Raw genomic sequence first — 19,511 nt, 5'->3', positions numbered from 1 at the left:
AAATTGAAATTGATCTAATCTTCTTTAAAAGGTCTAAATCTCTTCAAATAATTACACTAAATACTTGAGATTATATGTTGGTTCTCAATTAAAATCCCTTTGATAGAAAGGGAGGGGAGGCTAAAACGATTTCGTAGATTTTTTTAATTAAATGCTTAAAAAACAGTAATTTTACAATATAGAATATGAAGAAAATTAAAAAAATAGCAGTCATGACGTCTGGTGGAGATGCTCCAGGGATGAATGCAGCAATAAGATCTGTAGTTAGAGCATGTGCTTACTACAACGTTAGTTGTGTGGGAATATATAGAGGTTATGAAGGTCTTATTGAAGGAGATTTTATAGAATTAACAGCTAGGAGTGTTAACAATATAATTAATAAGGGTGGTACTATTTTAAAATCTGCAAGATCAACAGAATTTAGAACCAAAGAAGGTAGAGTTAAAGCTTACGAGCATTTGAAAGAAAATGAAATCGAAGGTATGGTTGTTATTGGAGGTGACGGGTCTTTTACAGGAGCTGTTACATTTAATGAAGAATTTAACTTTCCTATTATTGGTATTCCTGGAACAATAGACAACGACATTTTTGGAACGTCACATACAATTGGTTACGATACAGCTTTAAATACAGCAGTTGAAGCAATAGATAAGATTAGAGACACGGCGTCTTCTCACAACAGATTGTTTTTTGTTGAAGTAATGGGAAGAGATGCTGGTTTTATCGCTTTAAATGCAGGGGTAGGAGCAGGAGCAGAAGAAATATTAATTCCTGAAGAAGACTTAGGTTTAGAAAGAATGTTAGAATCTCTTAAAAAGAGTAGACGAACAGGTAAATCTTCTAGTATTGTTGTGGTGGCAGAAGGAGATAAATCTGGTAAAAATGTATATGAACTGGCAGAATACGTAGAAGAAAACTTGCCAGAATATGACGTAAGAGTCTCTGTTTTAGGACACATGCAAAGAGGTGGTTCTCCATCTTGTTTCGATAGAGTTTTAGCAAGTAGGTTAGGTGTAAAATCTGTTGAATTATTATTAGACGGACAAACCAATTTAATGGTAGGTTTAAAAGATAACGAAGTAATTAGTTCAAGCATTTCAGAAGCAATAAAAGGAGGTCATTCAATTAATCAAGAACTTTTAAGAGTTTCAGATATAATGACCACATAATATTAATTAGTAAATTAAATATTGAAAAAATGATAAAAATAGGAATTAACGGATTTGGAAGAATTGGAAGATTAGCATTCAGATCGTCAGTAACAAGAGATAATGTACAAGTTGTAGCTATTAATGATTTATTAGATGTAGATTATTTAGCTTACATGTTAAAATATGATTCTGTTCACGGAGCATTTGATGGAACTGTTGAAGTAAAAAACGGTATGTTAGTTGTAAACGGAAACGAAATTAGAATTACAGCAGAAAGAGATCCTGCAAACTTAAAGTGGGATGAAGTAGGTGCTGAATATGTAATAGAAGCTACCGGATTTTTCTTAACAGAGGAAACTGCTGGAAAACACTTACAAGCAGGAGCTAAAAAAGTTGTTTTATCTGCACCTTCTAAAGATCATACACCAATGTTTGTAATGGGTGTAAATAATACAGAATTAAAAGCAGATCAGCAAATTTTTTCTAACGCGTCTTGTACAACAAACTGTTTGTCTCCTATCGCTAAGGTGTTAAATGACAACTGGGGAATCTCAGAAGGTTTAATGACAACTGTACATGCAGCAACTGCAACTCAAAAAACAGTTGATGGCCCTTCTATGAAAGATTGGAGAGGTGGACGTTCTGCTATTCATAACATCATTCCTTCTTCTACTGGAGCTGCAAAAGCTGTAGGAAAAGTAATTCCTGCTTTAAACGGAAAATTAACAGGTATGGCTTTTAGAGTTCCTACTATGGATGTTTCTGTTGTTGATTTAACTGTGAAGTTAGAAAAGCCAGCTACATACGCAGAAATTTGTGCAGCAATGAAATCTGCTTCAGAAAGCGGACCAATGAAAGGTGTTTTAGGATATACTGAAGATTTAGTAGTTTCTCAAGACTTTATTGGAGATACTCGTACTTCTATCTTTGATGCAAATGCAGGTATCGCATTAAACGACAACTTTGTAAAAATAGTTTCTTGGTATGATAACGAAATAGGTTATTCAACTAAGATTGTAGATTTAATTGAATATTCTGCTTCATTGTAGTCTTCAAAATAAACACAATAAAAAACCTGATAGATTTATCTCTATCAGGTTTTTTTTTGTTTTAAAACTAAAAACTATTTTACTGCAATTGCACTAATCTCTACATTAACAAATTTAGGCAAGTTTGCAACTTCTACAGTTTCTCTTGCAGGTGCAGTTTCTTCATTAAAATACTCTCCGTAAACGGCATTTATCTTTCCGAAGTTATTCATGTCAGAAATAAATATAGAAGTTTTAATTACATTTTCAAAAGTCATTTCAGCAGCTGCTAAAACTTCTTTTAAATTCTCCATTACTTGTTTTGTTTCTTCTTCTATTGAATCTAAAACTAATGCTCCTGTTTCAGGATTAAAAGCAATCTGACCAGAAGTATATAATGTGTTTCCGCTTAAAATAGCTTGATTATACGGGCCAATTGGTGCAGGTGCTTTGCTTGTTGTAATTATTTTTTTCATTTAAATAAGTTGTTTATAAAGTTTAAAATGATGTCTAATTTGCCATCATAATTGTACACTACGTATGATAATATTCCAATTCCAAAGATAACATTAAGATAAAAACCTAGATTTCTAACATCATTTTTTCTAAAATAATATCTATTTCATTATTTTCATCTTTATGATACATGATATTTACGGAAAAAGGCGGGTTTATTAGGACGCTCTTTTTTACTCCAAATTTCACCTCTTTTTCAATTTCCCGACCTCTGTTGTCAATAAACTGTACGTTGTAGAAATGCTCGGAACTTTAGGTTCCATCAATATCCGTACTTTTGTTTTCTCTAATATGAACAACAGTCGCCTTAGCTTTTATTCCTTTTTTATTGATAAAATAAATTTTATCAAGAGCTATTATCGCTTTGTATATTGAATAAAAGCCACTTAAAGTTGCTATGATAAAAATGATAGAATTCAACTTAAAACAACTTTCTATCTGGTGGTTTATTTTTATCCCATTTCAAATCAGAAAGAATAGAAGATTTTACACCAATAAAAAAGGTATATGAAGAGTTTGTACCAAATGGCACCCAGTTAAAATTGAAATTCCAACTATCTAAATCTCTCGTAAAATTGAATCTAGAAAAGGTAAAAGCACCTCCTTTAACATCATAACCAGAAGAATACCCCAGTTTCCATTTAGGTGACAATTCTACATTACCACTAAACATAATACTATGCACACCAATTTCTCCACCATCAAGTCCGTTATTTATATAGTTTGTAGAATATGCTAAATTAATAGACCAAGGAATTTCTGCGTTGTAAAGTTTTGCAGTTTTGTTTTTATCCTTTTCATTGGTGTTTATGGCATTGTTTTTTTGACCAAATCTATCTGTAGGGTTTATATCTGCACCAATTACATCTTGTGAGTTGTTAGGGTCTCGATTATCATCCTTTTTATTTCCTTCTTCATCCTTTTTAAAATCTGCACTAGAAATAGAGTAATTTGCAGTTAAGCTAGCATTTGTAAGCCTTAAACCCAATAAGTTCGAATTAAATTCATCAATTCTAATAGGAGAACCATTTGAAGAGGCAACTACTTTGTAAGGATCTAAAGAACCACTTAAGTTTACAGATAATTTATCTTTAAATAAGCGGGTTCCAGCAGAAAAGCTTACTCTAGACCAACGCAAACTGTCTGCAGCCATATTGTAAGAACTACTAAAGTTTAAATTGTTTAAAAGGGTTATCTTCTGGTCTTCATCATCACTATTTGGGTCTTTAGGTGCAACTTTTGCCTCTAAAACGTTGTTTAACGAAATTCCAATAGAATTGCTTAACCCAGAAGATGGTCCGCCATAAATACCATTATCAAAAACGGTGTATTCTTGTAAGTTGCTTGGGTCATTACTAGCTTGCACCTGCTTTAAATATTTCTCTTCAAAATCTGGTCTGTAAGAATAAGAAATAGAAGGTCTAAACGTGTGTCTTATTCCTTTTAATCGACCTTTTTTAAAATTGAAAGTACCATAAATATTGGTAGATAAGCTTACGCCTGTATTGTACTCTCTAAAAGTCTTAAAACCACTCAAGGTATCTGTTACAATTAGGTCGTTTGTTGCATCATATTTTTTATCAACATAATCAAATTGCCATGTTTCTTCGTAGCTTACACTTGGTGAAACGGTGAAGTATTTAAAAGCTTTAAAATTTGTGCTTGTCCCGGTTTTGTGTTGCATACCAGCTCTAGCAGTCTCAAACATTTTAGCCTTTAGAAAATCATCATCCGTAGTGTTAATTAAATATTTACTATCTAAAGTGTAATTAAAACCCATTTTCTGAATAGGATTCTTTTTTATACCGTTTTTTCCTGCAAAAGGATAAATTCTGTTCATATTTACAGTTAAAGCAGGCAATGTCATTGTGATTTTTTCTGTATTTGTATTTTGTTGATGTTGGGCAGTAACATTCATGTTAAAAGGAGTGCCAACAAAAGTTTTGCTATAATTTATAGAAGAATTAAAGGTGTTTGTTTGTGTTTGTGCAACATTAAATTGATTTTGAGATTCTCTAAAAAACTTACTACTTCCTAAGTTAACAGAGGCTGTAAATCTAGAATTCGGACTCGCTTTTGTGTCTTGATTATGATTCCATCTAAGATTAAAATTGTTCGACTTACTAAAATCATCGAAACCACGAATTCCATTAATGTTGTTTTCGTAGCTAAAATTAAAAGCTCCATTAAAACTATATCTTTTATTATAATTTGAACTAGCTCTAAATCCCCAACTTCCGTTAGAGTAAGCATCACCGGTAATTCCTAAATCTACATAATCATTAATTGCAAAATAATATCCACCGTTTTGAAAACCAATACCTCTATCGCTACTTCCAGTATCGAAAGCAGGAATTAAAAACCCAGAAACACTTGTTTGTGTAATAGGGAAGTAAGCAAAAGGTAAGTAAACTGGTGTTGGTACATCTGCAATAAATAATTGACTACCACCAACAATTATTTTTTTTCCAGGAATTATTTTGGCTTTACTGGTTCCAATGTAATAATCTAATTTCTCGGATGTAGTAAATTTAATATCTCTTACATAAATAGTAGAATCATTTACTCTTTTGGTCTTTTTACCAAACGTAAACATTTCACCCTGTTTGGTTTTTAAACCATAAATTAAAGCTCGCTTACTTTTAAAGTTATAAATAATAGAATCTTGTTCAGATTCTTCACTACCTTGTTTAAAAACTGGGCGTTGTGCATAACCTGTGCTATCTATAATTCCTTTTGCAAAAAGGGTGTTTTTAGTATAATCAACCACTATAATACCCGCTTTTAAGTCGATATCTGTGTAGGTAATATTGGCTTCGTTATATAGTGTTACCGTTTTATTTTTAGCATTCTGTATGGTGTAGTCTTTAGCAACATGCGTAATAATATCTTCTATTGTCTCTTTTGGCTTCAAAGAATCTATAGATATGGTGTCCTTTTTTTTAAGTAATAAAGAATCTTTCTGAGTTGTAAAAGTAGCGTCTACTTTGTTCAACGGAACCGTATCCTTTACTACTAAGGGAACCTCGATCTTATTAGTAGATTTTATATCTTGAGAAAAGCTTAGCTTTGTAAAAAAGAAGCAGCAAAATAAAAGTATATATGATAGGTTTGTTTGCAATGCTTTAAATACTATTTTTGTCCGTGAATAAAAATATGGCGTGATATTTGAAACTCCAAATTTAAGAATTCAAAATTAGTTAAATTTTATTGATGAGATCCCAACAAAAACACAAAAATATTATCAAAAGGAAAATTATCTTTCTACTGTTCTTTATATTTGTATGCAACAGTGCTTCCATCTACGCTCAAAAAGAGTATGTAGTTGTTTTAGATGCTGGCCATGGTGGTAAAGACCCTGGTAATTTAGGAAATGGATATAAAGAAAAAAATATTGCTTTAAAAGTAGCCTTAATCGTTGGCGAAAAGTTAAAAAAACATAAAGACGTTAAGGTACTCTTTACAAGAAAGAAAGATGTTTTTATAGATTTATGGAAAAGAGGAGACATTGCAAACCATGCAAAAGCAGACTTGTTTGTGTCTATTCATTGCGATTCTCATACTTCAAATGCTTATGGTGCAGGAACATTTGTTTTAGGGTTAAGAGGAAATAAGAAAAACTTAGAGATTGCAAAAAGAGAAAATGCAGTAATTCTTTTAGAAGACAACTTTAGAGATAAATATAAAGGTTTTGACCCTAATTCTGCCGAATCTGTAATTGGGCTATCTTTGCTACAAGAAGAGAATTTAGATAAGAGTTTGGCTATTGCAAGCTTAATTCAGAATAATTTTGCTTTTAAGTTGAAAAGGAATGATAGAAAAGTAAAGCAAGATAATTTTCAGGTTTTAAGAGAAACCATCATGCCAAGTGTTTTGGTAGAGCTAGGTTTCTTAACAAATAAAAACGAAGGGCGTTTTTTAAATTCTAAATCAGGTCAAGCAAAAATGGCTCATGAAATATCAGATGCTATCTATGGTTACATTAAGAACTTAAAACTTAATACAGTGATTGCAGAGGTTACTACTAAATCGGTTGTAAATGAAATTGAATTTAAAGTACAAGTTGCATCCGGAAGAAATAAAATAGCAACAAAATCTTACAACTTTAAAGGTTTACAGAACATAGAAAGAGTTCCGGTAGGTAGCTATTATAAATACTATTACGGCAACACTTCTTCTTTTAGTTCTGCAGTAAGTGCAAGAAAAAGAGCGCAGTCTAAAGGGTATAAAACGGCTTTTATTGTTGCTTTAAAAAACGGAAAAAAAATCTCTGTACAAGAGGCTTTAAAAATGCAGTAAAATTAACGGTTTCTAATAAAAATAATTAGTAATTTTGTTGTAAAACTTCTATACATGTCTAAAGAATTAAAAACAGGAATTATTGCAGTAATCATTATTGTCATTGCCATTTGGGGATTTAACTTCTTGAAAGGGCAAAATTTATTAGATCCTGGTTCTCGTACTTTTAAAGTAGAGTATGGCAAAATTGGTGGCCTTACGAAGTCTAGTGCAGTTACTATCAATGGTTTAAAAGTTGGTAAAGTTGATAGAATTGAGTTTAATAGAAGTGAAGAAAAAAGAGGTCATTTAATAGTAACTTTTATTGTTGATAACGATTTTGAATTTTCTAAAAAAAGTATTGTTAGAATCTACTCTCCGAATCCTTTAAGTGGTTCTAGTTTAGCTGTAATTCCTAGTTATGAAGGTGAAATGGCTGTTTCAGGAGACCTTTTAGAAGGTGAAATGGAAGAAAGCTTGTTTACTTCTATTGGAGAAAGACTAAATCCGTTGCAACAAAAAATAGAAAGTGTAATTGTTAGAGCAGATACCTTGTTTAGTGGTGTAAATAAAATATTAAACGATGAAACTATTGATGGTATTAATAGTTCTGTTTCTAATTTAGCGGGTACAATATTAGATATTAGAAAAACCATACAGGCAGTAAATTCTATGGTTGTAGACAATCAAGAAAACTTAAAAATTACTTTAGAAAACACCAAGAACATTACAGCAAACTTTAGTAAAGTATCCGATAGTTTAAATGCCGTAGACTTTAATAAAATTATAAGCAAAGCAGAAGAAGCAGTTAGTAATTTTAATGAAATGTCTAAGAAGATTAATTCTGGCGATGGTACAATTGGTAAGCTAATTAACGACAAAAAAATGTACGATAATTTAGAAGCGGCTACCAGAGAATTAGAAGAATTATTAAGAGATATAAAGCTAAATCCAAAAAGATATATTCATTTCTCTATCTTTGGTAAAAGTCCAGAGCCTTATGGTGAGGAAATACAATACTAATTATAACCATTAGCACTATTTAAATGCAATACTTACCAAATATCCTTTTTGCAATCGCGTTAATTGCTGGTATCAGCTTTTTTGTGATGAATATTCGCAAACTTTTTAGAAATATAAATTTAGGAAAAGCGATTGATAGAACAGACAATAAAGCAGCACGTTGGAAAAACATGATTAAGATCGCTTTAGGGCAGTCTAAAATGGTTAGCAGACCTTTTTCTGGCTTTCTACATATTATTGTTTATGTTGGTTTTGTCATCATAAATATTGAAGTTTTAGAAATTATTATTGATGGTTTATTGGGTACACATAGAGTTTTTCAAGGTTTTATAGGAGATGCTTTTTATGGCTTTTTAATAGGAACTTTTGAAATTCTAGCAGCGCTAGTTTTTGCGGCTGTTATTATTTTCTGGACTCGTAGAAATGTTTCAAATATCAAACGTTTTTTAAGTTCAGAAATGAAAGGTTGGCCTAAAACCGACGGAAATATGATTCTATATTTCGAGATGGTTTTAATGACACTTTTTTTGGTGATGAATGCTACAGACACCACTTTTCAGCAAGCAGGAATTGGGAATCCAATAAGTCAGTTTATTGCACCTTTGTTTGATGGTTTTTCATTGGAAGCAATGCACATAGTAGAAAGAACCGCATGGTGGATTCATATTTTAGGAATTCTAGTTTTCTTAAACTATCTATATTATTCGAAGCATTTACATATTTTATTAGCATTTCCGAATACATTTTTCGCGAATTTAAAACCAAAAGGACAATTTACTAATTTAGAGTCTGTAACTACAGAAGTCAAATTAATGATGGACCCAGATGCAGATCCTTACGCTGCACCTGCAGAAGGAACAGAAGCTGAGGCACCAGAAAAATTTGGTGCATCAGATGTTTTAGATTTGAACAAAGTACAGCTATTAAATGCATATACGTGTACAGAATGCGGACGATGTACTTCTGCTTGTCCTGCTAATTTAACAGGTAAAAAATTGTCTCCTCGTAAAATTATGATGGATACCAGAGACCGTCTAGAAGAGGTTGGTAGAAATATCGATGCAAATGGAGGTACTTTTAAAGACGATGGCAAACAATTATTAAACGATTATATTTTACCAGAAGAACTTTGGGCATGTACCAGCTGTAATGCTTGTGTAGAAGAATGTCCGGTAAATATAGATCCTCTTTCTATTATTATGGACATGAGAAGGTATTTAGTTATGGAAGAAAGTGCTGCGCCACAAGAATTAAATTCTATGATGACAAACATCGAGAATAATGGTGCACCATGGCAATACAATCAACAAGACAGACTAAACTGGGCTAAGGAAGATTAATCAACCGTTTTACGGTTGCAGTTTTTAGGTCAATGTCAGTTGAAGTGATTTCGTTTTTTTTTTGCGAAATCGGGTCGAGCACAAACAATTACACGAATAAACAATTACAAGATTAAACATCAAAAGATATGAACGTACCAACAATGGCAGACATGATGGCTCAAGGAAAACAACCAGAAGTGTTGTTTTGGGTTGGTGCTGCAGGAAGTTATGATGATAGAGCAAAAAAGATATCGAGAGCTTTTGTAAAAATATTACACCAAGCAAACGTAAGTTTTGCCGTTCTAGGAACCGAAGAATCCTCTACAGGAGACGCTGCAAAAAGAGCAGGAAATGAATTTTTGTTTCAGATGCAAGCAATGATGAATATCGAAGTTCTAAATGGTTATGAAGTAAAGAAAATTGTTACTTGCGATCCGCATTCATTCAATACTTTAAAAAATGAATATCCAAGTTTAGGCGGTAAATATGAAGTTTTTCACCACACACAATTCATACAAAATTTAATTTCTGAAGGACGTTTAAAGATTGATGAAAGTACGCTTCAAGGAAAAAAAGTTACTTTCCATGATCCTTGTTATTTAGGAAGAGGGAATGATATTTATGAATCTCCTAGAGATTTAATTAGAAGATTGGGCGTTAACTTAACAGAAATGAAACGCAGTAAATCTACAGCTTTATGTTGTGGCGCTGGTGGTGCACAAATGTTTAAAGATGCAGAAAAAGGAGATAAAGAAATTAATATTTTAAGAACAGAAGACGCTCTAGAAACCAAACCAGATATTATTGCAACAGGTTGCCCGTATTGTAACACAATGATGACAGATGGTATTAAGTTTAAGGAAAAGGAAGCTGAGGTAGTTGTAAAAGATATTGCAGAATTAATTGCAGAAGCAAACAATTTATAAGATGAAAAATATATTTTTAGTGTTATTTTGTATCGGTTTATTTTCATGTACCAAAAATGAAAAAAAAGAAGGAGTTCCTGTTCAAAAAATTGAATATGTAACCCCCGAAGAAATGCAAGAGGTTGAAGTTGTTGTAGAAGATAAATTAGTTTTTACAGTGCAAATAGCAGCTTTACAAAACACAAATGACGCATTAGCTAATTTAGAAGATGTAGCTATTTATCAAGAAAACGGATTTACAAAGTACAGATTAGGAGGTTTTGAAACTTACCAAGAAGCAAAGAAGCTTAGAAGTCAGATTATAATAAAATATAAAGGTGCATTTGTACAAGCTTTGTTAAATGATGCTCCCATAGTAATTACAGAAGCGTTACAATATTAGTTTTTATGACAGATTCTTTTCAGAATATTGCAGTCACTTCTTTTCCTGATGTTACTAAAATCGATTTCAAATTGATTGATATTAGGTATCTAAAAGTGATTTTATTAAATACAAGTCTCCTCTTTATAGCTCTTTTTATAGTTCTTTTTTTTATCAATGATAAAGACATCTTTGAGTTAGCAGAATATTCACTTTGGTTGTCTATTGCTATTTTGGTCGCTTTTATTGTTACACTTTTTATAAAAAACATTGAATTTAAACAAAGGAAGTATGCGGTTAGAGAAAAAGATATTTCTTACCAAAACGGTTTTTTTTTTAGAAGCTTAACAACGGTTCCTTTTAATAGAATACAGCACGTAGAAATAGACGAAGGACCTATTTCTCGTTTTTTTGGCTTGGTTTCTTTAAGTGTTTTTACTGCAGGAGATAGTAGTGACGATTTAAAGATTAGCGGACTTTTAAAAGAAGAAGCGCAGCAAATAAAAGAATTCATCAGTAATAAAATAGATGGATAACACAGAGAACTTTAGCCAGTTTAGAAGGCAATCGAAAAAAGGGATTCTTATCATTTATCTAAATATTTTATACAAAGCATTAAAAGCTTTTTGGATTTTATTATTCCTTTTTATTCAAAAATTTTCTAAAATTTCAGAAAGTACTCTTTTGTATATTTACTTAGGAGCTGCTGTTATATTAGGGCTTTTCTTAGTCAGGGCTTTTTTAATTTTCAAGAATTTTCAATTTAAAATAGAAAATCAACATTTTATTTTAAAAAAAGGAATCCTTAAAAAAACAAATACTTCTATTCCTTTTGATCGGATTCAGAACATCAATTTTAAGCAAAATATTTTTCAGCAAATTATAAATGTACATGAAGTAAATATAGAAACAGCAGGTTCTAGTAAAGCAGAAATTTCAATTAAAGCATTGTCGTTTAAAGAAGCAAGTGCGTTAAAGCAAGCAATTACTATTTATGATAAAGGGACTGTGCATTCAGAAACTGAAATTGAAGAAAAACCTTTATTAAAAGTAGGTTTTTTAGCATTGCTAAAAGTGAGTATTACCGAGAATCATTTACAGAGCTTAGTGCTTTTATTTGCTATATTAGTCGGTTTTTTTCAACAAATTAGTGAACTTTTCGATGGTTTAGGAAAACAAGAGCTCTTAGATAATTATATTACAGAGAATACATCTTCACTTGAAGCAAGCGTTTTCTTAATAGTTGGTTTGCTTATTTTTTTTATAATTATTGCCGTTTTAAGTTCTGTTGTTCGAGTCTTATTAAGACACTTTAATTTAACGGTTTTTGTAAAAAATAATGCTTTAGAAATTTATCAAGGTTTAACAACTAAGAAATCTGTAATTCTAAAGAATGACAAAGTGCAACATATTACAATTTCTCACAATCCAATAAAAAAGAGATTAGGTATTTCATTTATTACTTTTAAACAAGCAATTAGTGGCAAAGTAAAGAAAAAACAAGATAAAGTTATTAAGATTGTTGGTTGTAAAACAGCACAGATTTCAGCAATTAAAAATTTGCTTTTTCCTGATGAAAATTTAGATAATATCGATAAAAATTGTTCAGATTCTTATTATAAGATACGCCTGTATATAAGAAGTTTTTTAATTCTTTTAATATTGAATGTTGGTCTTTATTTTGCCATCGAAAACAATCATGTGTTTTGGATAGATGTAGTTCTTATACCTATTTTTATTTTTTCTGTAGAATTAAGTTTCAGAAAGAGATATTATTTATTTAATGAGGATTTATTGTTAGTTGGGCAAGGAATTATAGAAACGCACAAAACATATTTGCCTTTTTTTAAAGTTCAGAATATAGCGCTAAAGCAAACTGTTTTTCAAGCAAGAAATAATGTGGCAGATGTCATTTTTCAAACAGCATCCGGAAAAATAAAATTACCTTGCATCCCATTAGAGAAAGCGCATAAAATATATAATTATACACTGTTTAAAGTAGAAACTAGCAAAAAATCATGGATGTAAAAAGTTACATAAAAGCAGCACGTTTAAGAACACTTCCTTTGTCTATTTCTGGGATAATTGTTGGGGCTATTTTAGGAAACGATTTTGTAAATAATTTATCAGAAAATAGCAACATTTCAATTTTACAAACTCCAATTTTTTGGCTGGCAATTTTAACCACTATTGGTTTTCAAGTGTTGTCTAATTTTGCAAATGATTACGGAGACGGAATAAAAGGTTCAGATAAAAATAGAACAGGAGAAGCAAGAATGGTTTCTTCAGGTGCAATAACACCTAAGCAAATGAAAATAGCAATGATAATTACTACAAGTATCACCTTAATTATTGCTTTGACATTGATTTATGTTGCTTTTGGAAGTGAAGATTTTGGGTTTTCATTCTTGTTTTTTGGTTTAGGAATTGCTTCTATTGCCGCAGCTATAAAGTATACCGTTGGTAATTCTGCTTATGGTTATAGTGGTTTTGGTGATGTTTTTGTATTTCTTTTCTTCGGATTATTAAGCGTTGTAGGAAGTTACTTCTTGTACACAAAACAAATAAATTTTAGTATCTTTTTACCGGCTATTTCTGTAGGATTGTTAAGTACAGCTGTTTTAAATTTGAATAATTTACGAGATCGGGAAGAAGATAAAATTAATAATAAAAATACGTTAGTTGTAAAATTAGGAATAGAAAGTGCAAAAAAATACCATTATTTTTTAATTATTGGCGCATTAATTGCTGCACTAATTTATGTGTTCTTAGACGTTAGTTCTATTTATCAACTGATATTTTTAGTAGCGTTTATTCCATTGATAAAAAACACAATAACAGTATCGAAAAATAATATTCCTGCTGCGTTAGATGCCGAGTTAAAAAAAGTAGCTTTGAGCACCTTTTTATTTGCTGTATTATTCGGAATAGGACAACTCTTTTAAAATTTATATATGAAAACAATAAAAGTAATCTTAACCATAATATCTGTTTTAGTTGTGGTGTTTTTAGCAACAGGTTTGTTGATAAAAGAAACTACCTATTCGGCAAAGGTGTCTATTGAAAAACCCCTAAATGAAGTGTTTAATAACTTTATAAAAATTGATAGCGTTAAAAACTGGATTCCAGAAATACAATCTGTGAAAGCAATTAACGAAAACCCTGGAATTATTGGCAACGTTTATGACATTGTCGTGTTAAACCAAGGGCAAGAAATTAAAATGACGGAAAAAATTATGGCGTATGTACCTAATGAAAAAGTAACGTTATTTTTTGATGCTGAAAATATGTTAAAGAAAGATGATTATCTTTTTTCTGAAGAAAATGGAGTTACAACCATTATCTTAAATGCAAGATGCCAAAGTGAATCTTTTATAATGGCATGTATGTTTCCTTATTTTAAAGGAACTTTTCAAGAACAAGATCAATCTTATTTGAATAATTTTAAGAATTACATAGAAAATAATTAATTTTCATTTTGATAAAAGCAACCTACAAAAAATACATTCTTAATTTTAAAAATCCGAGTGGAACTTCTCGTGGAATTTTAAGAACGAAAGAAACTTGGTTTATTATTTTAGAAGAAAATGGTAAAAAAGGAATAGGAGAAACAGGCCTGTTTAGAGGTTTAAGTATAGATGATGTTTCAAATTATGAAGAAAAGCTAATTTGGGTTTGTAAAAACATCAATTTAGGTTTAGAAAGACTATTAGCAGAAATTATTAATTTCCCGTCTCTTCAATTCGGTTTAGAGCAAGCTTTCTTATCCTTAAAAAGCGTAGATAAATTCGAGTTATTTCCATCAGAATTTACCAAAGGAACAGCAGCAATTGCAATTAATGGTTTGGTTTGGATGGGAGATAAGCAATTTATGAAAACTCAAATTCATGAAAAGTTAAAAACTGGTTTTTCCTGCATCAAAATGAAAATTGGTGCAATAGATTTTGATACGGAAATTGAATTACTAAAATCGATAAGAAAAGAATTCTCATCTACAGAAATTGAATTAAGAGTAGACGCAAATGGAGCTTTTAAACCTAAAGATGCGTTAGAGAAATTAAAAAGACTTTCAGAATTAGACATTCATTCAATAGAACAGCCTATAAAACAAGGGCAGTTACCAGAAATGGCCTTTTTGTGTGAAAACGCGCCGTTGCCAATTGCGTTAGATGAAGAACTGATTGGCCTTTTTTCTTCCGAAGAAAAAAAGAAACTAATAGACACAGTAAAACCACAATTTATAATTTTGAAACCAAGTTTGATTGGTGGTTTCTCTGGAAGTAAAGAATGGATAGATCTAGCGGAAAGTAACACTACAAAATGGTGGATAACTTCTGCCTTAGAAAGTAATATTGGTTTAAATGCAATTGCACAGTTTACATACAGTTTAAAAAATGAATTGCCGCAAGGTTTAGGAACTGGAGGTTTATTTACGAATAATTTTGAGAGTCCGTTAGAGGTTAAAAACGGAACATTGCAATATAATAATTCTAAAAATTGGAATTTTAACTTATAATTCAACATGTCTTCTTGAGCGAAATCGGGAGGTGAAAACGATATAACATGAATTACATTCAACAAGCATACAAGGGGGAAAACGAATGGTATCACTGGGTTTTAACGATTGTATTAGTCTTTTTTGGTTGGCAGGTTCTGGGAGTTATACCTTTGGTTATGGCAGCCGCAGCAAAATCAGAAAATCTTACTCAATTCTCTGAATTTTCAGAAGATAGTTTTATGACTGCAGGAATAGATAATAATTTTTTTCTTTTTCTAATGATTTTTACTTTTTTTGTTGGTTTAATCTTCCTTTTTGTTGGGGTAAAATACATTCATAAAAGAACCATAACTTCTTTAATTACAAGTAGAGATAAAGTAGATTGGAAACGTTTTTTTTACGGCTTTTTTGTTTGGGGAGTTTTAGCGGTTGCCATGTCTTATGTCGGTATTTTATTAGCACCAGAAAACTATACTTGGAATTTTAATGCAACTCCGTTTTTTATTTTGGTTGTAATTTCATTTTTGTTTTTACCATTTCAAACAAGTTTAGAAGAATTGCTTTTTAGAGGTTATTTTATGCAAGGAATTGGAGTTTTAGCAAAAAATAGATGGGTTCCTTTACTTTTAACATCTGCAGTTTTTGGTTTATTACATGGTGCAAATCCTGAGGTAGCAAAACTGGGGCAAATAACCATGGTTTTCTATATTGGTACAGGTTTGTTTTACGGAATTGTAACTTTAATGGATGAAGGAACAGAAATTGCTTTGGGTTTACATGCAGTTAATAATATTACAGCGGCATTTTTTATAACGACAGATTGGACCGTTTTTCAAACAGATGCTTTGTATATAGATACTTCAGACCCGTCTGTAACTTGGGAAATGTTCTTGCCTGTTTTTGTTTTATATCCTTTTATGTTATTTCTATTTTCAAATAAATACGGTTGGAGTAATTGGAAAGAAAAATTAACGGGTAAAATTATAGAACCTGTTAATTTGAAAGAAAACTATAGAATATTGGATGAAATTGGAGAATAATAATTTTCATGAAGAGTTTAAATTAAATAATATTTCATTTTCTTCTATAGATGAATTATTAACCTATTCACGTGTTTTTTCTGAAGAAATTCATTCTTTTTTAGAAGATTGGTTTTCAGAAAAAGAGTTTGTTTTGGTGCAAACTTCTGGCTCTACAGGAACACCAAAGTTAATTCAATTGCAAAAAAAGCAGATGCAGAATTCTGCTGTCGCAACTGGTAATTTTTTCAACTTAAAAGAAAAAACAACGGCTTTGTTGTGCTTACCGGTAGCATATATTGCAGGTAAAATGATGCTTGTAAGAGCGCTTAGTTTAGGTTGGCACTTAGATGTTGTTGAGTCTAATGCTAATCCGTTAAAAGAGTGTTCTAAAGTATATGATTTTTCTGCAATGGTGCCTTTACAGGTAGAAAATTCCATTGAGAAGTTACATCAAGTTAAAAAATTGATTGTTGGTGGAGGAGTTGTTTCAACCCAACTTCAAGAAAAGTTACAAACCATTGCTACGGAGTTTTATGCCACGTATGGCATGACGGAAACAATTACGCATATCGCAGTTAAAAAATTAAACAATTTCACAGTATCACAACTGAGCGAAACAAGAGAATCACTATATAAAGGGAGCTATCAAACGCTACCAAATACTGTAATTTATATAGATGAAAGAAACTGTTTAGTTATAAGTAACAAAAAGGTTTCAGATGAAATTATTTTTACAAATGACGTTGTAAAGTTAATTTCGGATACACAATTCGAATGGTTGGGAAGATTTGACAACGTTATAAATTCTGGAGGAATTAAATTACATCCAGAAAAAATTGAAGAAAAATTAGCTAAAATTATAGCGCATCGTTTTTTTGTTGCAGGTATTTCTGATGAAGTATTAGGAGATAAGTTAGTGTTAATTATTGAGCTTGAAGATAGTAAGTCAAATTATAAAAGTTTGTTGGTTGATGAGATTAAGGGTTTAAAATCGCTTTCTAAGTTTGAAAGACCAAAAGAAATATATTTTACAAGTAATTTTGTTGAAACCAAAACTAAAAAAATCCAGCGCAAACAAACACTAGATTTAATTAGACTTTAATCTAAATTTAATAGATAATCTCTTAAATCTTGATTTTCATTTAAATCCATTTTCTTTTTAATTCTATACCTTCCCGTTTGTACAGACCTTGGGTCTATCAATAAAATTCTAGCAATTTCCTTTGTTTGCATGTGTAGTTTGATAAACATGCAATGTCTTAATTCAGTTTCAGACATTGTAGGATGCTTTTTTATCAAGTTATCATAAAAATTATCATGAACTGAGTTAAAGTGTTCTTTCAATGTATTCCAGTCCTCGTCTCTCTCTAGAACATAGTCTATTTGGCTAATAATTCCTTTAATACCTCCTTTTTCTTCTGTTTTAATTCCTTTTAAGTCTGCTTTTATTTCTTTAAAATACTGCTTATTGTGTAATAAATTTGTCGTTAATGTGATCAGTTTTTTATCTTGAGCTAAGTTCTTAGAGTTAAGGTTTGCTAACTTATTATTTCTTGCTTTCCGTATTTTTTTTAAATTTTCAAACATAAAATAATAACCAATCAATGAGATAATAAAGAGCATACTAATTAAAGACACTAAAACCTTTAAATTGTAATTGGTGTTTTCTAAGCTTTCTTTTTGAAGTATTATTTTTTCATATTCAAACTTTGCGCTCAAATCTATTATTTTCTGCTCAAGCTTTTTATTTGTTTTATTCTTATTAGCAAGTACAAAAGATAAAGCTTCGTGATTATCATGCGCAATTAATTCGAGATTAAAAATACAATCACTCGAATACTCGTATGCTTGATGAATGGAAACACTTATTATGTTTTCTCCCTTTTTAAAAATACTATTATCAAAAAATAGCTCTTTAAATTCGTGCTCTTCCTCGCTTATAATGGTATTAACAGCAACTGTATAGCTGTTAATTGCAGTGTTTGGCATGTTGTCTTTAAAGAGCTCTACTCCGTTTACGTAAACTACGGCGCCATCGTCTCTTTGAATTTTAAATTGATAAGCAACATACTCTTTATCAATAAAAATTTTCTTTTTGAAATATTTGGTGATATGTTTTTTATCAGGTTTCCCACCAAAACTAATTTCAGTAAAAACGATGTCATCACCATAACCTAGAGGAGATTTTCCTGTCTTCCAATTAGAAAATTCAGAGAGCTTAATCCAGTCGTTATCTAAATAACCAAGATCATAATAGTGCCAAGAATTATTGTTTTTAATTAATGTTTCTTGTGTAAAAGCAATATTGAATTGAATAATTATGAGGAATAGGGTTGTTTTTTTTACGAATTGTAATCTGTTCATTTATAAAACAATAGAGGATTTTGTTGTGCAAATGTAGTAGTTTTTTTACGAAATTAAATAAGATGTAGTAGATTTGTTAGCATTATTTTATAAAAATTAATTTAAAACAATAGTATCTTTGTAAAATAAGAAGAGGCTTTATAGTGATAAAATTGGGGGATTGAACTTACTATATTGATTATTCAAAAAAAAGTCGTGATTTAATTATCACGACTTTTTGTTTATTATTAAGATTTGAAAACTTGTTATTACATTTGCATAGAGTGGTATATGTTTTGAACATCATCATCTTCTTCTAATTTTTCTAAAAGCTTTTCTACATCTGCTTGCTGCTCTTCTGAAAGCTTCGCTGTTGTAGTAGGTATTCTTTCGAAACCAGAAGATAAAATTTCTATATTGCCATCTTCAAAGAAAGATTGAATCGCACCAAATTGCTCAAAAGGGGCATAAATAATAACTCCTTCTTCATCATCAAAAACTTCTTCCACTTCAAAGTCTATTAACTCTAGTTCTAGCTCTTCTAAGTCAATCGTAATATCTTCTTTTTTTACAGTGAAGGTACAAACATGATCAAACATAAAAATAACAGAGCCAGAAGTACCTAAATTTCCATCACATTTATTAAAAGCAGCTCTAACATTGGCAACAGTTCTATTGTTATTGTCTGTAGCCGTTTCTAAAACAAGTGCTATACCGTGTGGTGCATATCCTTCAAATAAGACTTCTTTATAATCGGCAGTATCTTTATCTGTTGCTTTTTTTATCGCACGCTCTACATTCTCTTTAGGCATGTTTGCAGCTTTCGCATTCTGCATAACAGCCCTTAGCCTAGAATTTGCATCAGGATTTGGACCACCTTCTTTAATAGCCATTACAATATCTTTACCAATTCTGGTAAAAGTTTTAGCCATCGCTGACCAACGTTTCATTTTGCGTCCTTTTCTAAGTTCGAATGCTCTTCCCATTTCTATTTTTCGTTTTATTTATCCTTACAAATGTAAAAATTTGAAACTTGTTTCACA

Annotated in this window: 18 protein-coding genes; 14 read left to right on the top strand and 4 right to left on the bottom strand. The window is 30.9% G+C overall.

The features are described 5' to 3' along the window. Nucleotides 1-185 precede the first annotated feature (185 nt). Nucleotides 186-1,169, top strand: a complete 984-nt coding sequence (gene pfkA, locus ES045_RS13565; RefSeq protein ID WP_147116835.1) for a 6-phosphofructokinase — start codon at nt 186-188, stop codon at nt 1,167-1,169. Nucleotides 1,170-1,198: 29 nt separating this feature from the next. Continuing rightward, on the top strand, nt 1,199-2,200 hold the full coding sequence (gene gap, locus ES045_RS13560; RefSeq protein ID WP_147116834.1) for a type I glyceraldehyde-3-phosphate dehydrogenase: 1,002 nt from the start codon (nt 1,199-1,201) through the stop codon (nt 2,198-2,200). Nucleotides 2,201-2,274: 74 nt separating this feature from the next. On the opposite strand, the gene ES045_RS13555 is transcribed toward gap, so the two are convergent. Both ES045_RS13555 and ES045_RS13550 read right to left on the bottom strand, forming a co-directional pair. After that, nucleotides 2,275-2,655, bottom strand: coding sequence for a RidA family protein (locus ES045_RS13555; protein ID WP_147116833.1), 381 nt, complete (start codon nt 2,653-2,655; stop codon nt 2,275-2,277). Nucleotides 2,656-3,116: 461 nt separating this feature from the next. Then, nucleotides 3,117-5,690: a putative LPS assembly protein LptD gene (locus tag ES045_RS13550; protein ID WP_147116832.1), complete on the bottom strand. Its 2,574-nt coding sequence runs from the start codon at nt 5,688-5,690 to the stop codon at nt 3,117-3,119. Nucleotides 5,691-5,908: 218 nt separating this feature from the next. On the opposite strand from ES045_RS13550, the gene ES045_RS13545 reads away from it, so the two are divergent. The 12 genes from ES045_RS13545 (at nt 5,909) to ES045_RS13490 (ending at nt 17,227) form a co-directional block, all read left to right on the top strand. Then, a complete protein-coding gene (locus ES045_RS13545) occupies nt 5,909-6,994 on the top strand; it encodes an N-acetylmuramoyl-L-alanine amidase (RefSeq protein ID WP_147116831.1) in 1,086 nt (361 codons plus the stop codon). A gap of 54 nt (nt 6,995-7,048) precedes the next feature. After that, nucleotides 7,049-7,996, top strand: a complete 948-nt coding sequence (locus tag ES045_RS13540) for an MlaD family protein (RefSeq protein ID WP_147116830.1) — start codon at nt 7,049-7,051, stop codon at nt 7,994-7,996. Between the two features lie 23 nt (nt 7,997-8,019). Beyond that, complete coding sequence (locus ES045_RS13535; protein WP_147116829.1) at nt 8,020-9,336, top strand: (Fe-S)-binding protein; 1,317 nt, start codon at nt 8,020-8,022, stop codon at nt 9,334-9,336. Nucleotides 9,337-9,464: 128 nt separating this feature from the next. Further along, the gene (locus ES045_RS13530) at nt 9,465-10,244 is read left to right on the top strand and encodes a (Fe-S)-binding protein (protein WP_147116828.1); all 780 of its coding nucleotides are present in this window, start codon (nt 9,465-9,467) and stop codon (nt 10,242-10,244) included. 1 nt (nt 10,245) lies between these two features. Further along, a complete protein-coding gene (locus ES045_RS13525) occupies nt 10,246-10,626 on the top strand; it encodes an SPOR domain-containing protein (RefSeq protein ID WP_147116827.1) in 381 nt (126 codons plus the stop codon). 5 nt (nt 10,627-10,631) lie between these two features. Then, nucleotides 10,632-11,141 (top strand): PH domain-containing protein, encoded by a 510-nt coding sequence (locus ES045_RS13520; protein WP_147116826.1) that lies wholly within the window; start codon nt 10,632-10,634, stop codon nt 11,139-11,141. Then, complete coding sequence (locus ES045_RS13515; RefSeq protein ID WP_147116825.1) at nt 11,134-12,633, top strand: PH domain-containing protein; 1,500 nt, start codon at nt 11,134-11,136, stop codon at nt 12,631-12,633. Before ES045_RS13520 ends, ES045_RS13515 begins: the two co-directional genes overlap by 8 nt. Then, the gene (menA, locus tag ES045_RS13510; protein ID WP_147116824.1) at nt 12,624-13,550 is read left to right on the top strand and encodes a 1,4-dihydroxy-2-naphthoate octaprenyltransferase; all 927 of its coding nucleotides are present in this window, start codon (nt 12,624-12,626) and stop codon (nt 13,548-13,550) included. The genes ES045_RS13515 and menA overlap by 10 nt, the downstream gene beginning before the upstream one ends. 9 nt (nt 13,551-13,559) lie before the next feature. Continuing rightward, nucleotides 13,560-14,075: an SRPBCC family protein gene (locus ES045_RS13505; RefSeq protein WP_147116823.1), complete on the top strand. Its 516-nt coding sequence runs from the start codon at nt 13,560-13,562 to the stop codon at nt 14,073-14,075. An 8-nt stretch (nt 14,076-14,083) separates the two neighbouring features. Next, nucleotides 14,084-15,121, top strand: coding sequence for an o-succinylbenzoate synthase (locus ES045_RS13500; RefSeq protein WP_147116822.1), 1,038 nt, complete (start codon nt 14,084-14,086; stop codon nt 15,119-15,121). Nucleotides 15,122-15,168: 47 nt separating this feature from the next. Next, nucleotides 15,169-16,143, top strand: a complete 975-nt coding sequence (locus tag ES045_RS13495) for a CPBP family intramembrane glutamic endopeptidase (RefSeq protein ID WP_147116821.1) — start codon at nt 15,169-15,171, stop codon at nt 16,141-16,143. Continuing rightward, nucleotides 16,127-17,227 (top strand): AMP-binding protein, encoded by a 1,101-nt coding sequence (locus ES045_RS13490; protein WP_147116820.1) that lies wholly within the window; start codon nt 16,127-16,129, stop codon nt 17,225-17,227. The genes ES045_RS13495 and ES045_RS13490 overlap by 17 nt, the downstream gene beginning before the upstream one ends. On the opposite strand, the gene ES045_RS13485 is transcribed toward ES045_RS13490, so the two are convergent. Both ES045_RS13485 and ES045_RS13480 read right to left on the bottom strand, forming a co-directional pair. Beyond that, nucleotides 17,224-18,489, bottom strand: a complete 1,266-nt coding sequence (locus ES045_RS13485) for a helix-turn-helix transcriptional regulator (protein WP_147116819.1) — start codon at nt 18,487-18,489, stop codon at nt 17,224-17,226. The genes ES045_RS13490 and ES045_RS13485 overlap by 4 nt on opposite strands. Nucleotides 18,490-18,737: 248 nt before the next feature. Continuing rightward, nucleotides 18,738-19,454, bottom strand: coding sequence for a YebC/PmpR family DNA-binding transcriptional regulator (locus ES045_RS13480; protein ID WP_147116818.1), 717 nt, complete (start codon nt 19,452-19,454; stop codon nt 18,738-18,740). Nucleotides 19,455-19,511: the final 57 nt, after the last annotated feature.

This window comes from Polaribacter sp. IC073 (genome assembly GCF_007997075.1).
Classification (GTDB): Bacteria; Bacteroidota; Bacteroidia; order Flavobacteriales; family Flavobacteriaceae; genus Polaribacter.
This window is presented reverse-complemented; position numbering and strand designations above follow the sequence as displayed.

Excerpts from the sequence above, each read along its gene's own strand:
- pfkA (WP_147116835.1), top strand. The coding sequence starts at position 186 with ATGAAGAAAATTAAAAAAATAGCAGTCATGACGTCTGGTGGAGATGCT.
- gap (WP_147116834.1), top strand. The coding sequence starts at position 1,199 with ATGATAAAAATAGGAATTAACGGATTTGGAAGAATTGGAAGATTAGCA.
- ES045_RS13555 (WP_147116833.1), bottom strand. The coding sequence starts at position 2,655 with ATGAAAAAAATAATTACAACAAGCAAAGCACCTGCACCAATTGGCCCG.
- ES045_RS13545 (WP_147116831.1), top strand. The coding sequence starts at position 5,909 with ATGAGATCCCAACAAAAACACAAAAATATTATCAAAAGGAAAATTATC.
- ES045_RS13540 (WP_147116830.1), top strand. The coding sequence starts at position 7,049 with ATGTCTAAAGAATTAAAAACAGGAATTATTGCAGTAATCATTATTGTC.
- ES045_RS13535 (WP_147116829.1), top strand. The coding sequence starts at position 8,020 with ATGCAATACTTACCAAATATCCTTTTTGCAATCGCGTTAATTGCTGGT.
- ES045_RS13530 (WP_147116828.1), top strand. The coding sequence starts at position 9,465 with ATGAACGTACCAACAATGGCAGACATGATGGCTCAAGGAAAACAACCA.
- ES045_RS13525 (WP_147116827.1), top strand. The coding sequence starts at position 10,246 with ATGAAAAATATATTTTTAGTGTTATTTTGTATCGGTTTATTTTCATGT.
- ES045_RS13520 (WP_147116826.1), top strand. The coding sequence starts at position 10,632 with ATGACAGATTCTTTTCAGAATATTGCAGTCACTTCTTTTCCTGATGTT.
- ES045_RS13515 (WP_147116825.1), top strand. The coding sequence starts at position 11,134 with ATGGATAACACAGAGAACTTTAGCCAGTTTAGAAGGCAATCGAAAAAA.
- menA (WP_147116824.1), top strand. The coding sequence starts at position 12,624 with ATGGATGTAAAAAGTTACATAAAAGCAGCACGTTTAAGAACACTTCCT.
- ES045_RS13505 (WP_147116823.1), top strand. The coding sequence starts at position 13,560 with ATGAAAACAATAAAAGTAATCTTAACCATAATATCTGTTTTAGTTGTG.
- ES045_RS13495 (WP_147116821.1), top strand. The coding sequence starts at position 15,169 with ATGAATTACATTCAACAAGCATACAAGGGGGAAAACGAATGGTATCAC.
- ES045_RS13490 (WP_147116820.1), top strand. The coding sequence starts at position 16,127 with ATGAAATTGGAGAATAATAATTTTCATGAAGAGTTTAAATTAAATAAT.
- ES045_RS13485 (WP_147116819.1), bottom strand. The coding sequence starts at position 18,489 with ATGAACAGATTACAATTCGTAAAAAAAACAACCCTATTCCTCATAATT.
- ES045_RS13480 (WP_147116818.1), bottom strand. The coding sequence starts at position 19,454 with ATGGGAAGAGCATTCGAACTTAGAAAAGGACGCAAAATGAAACGTTGG.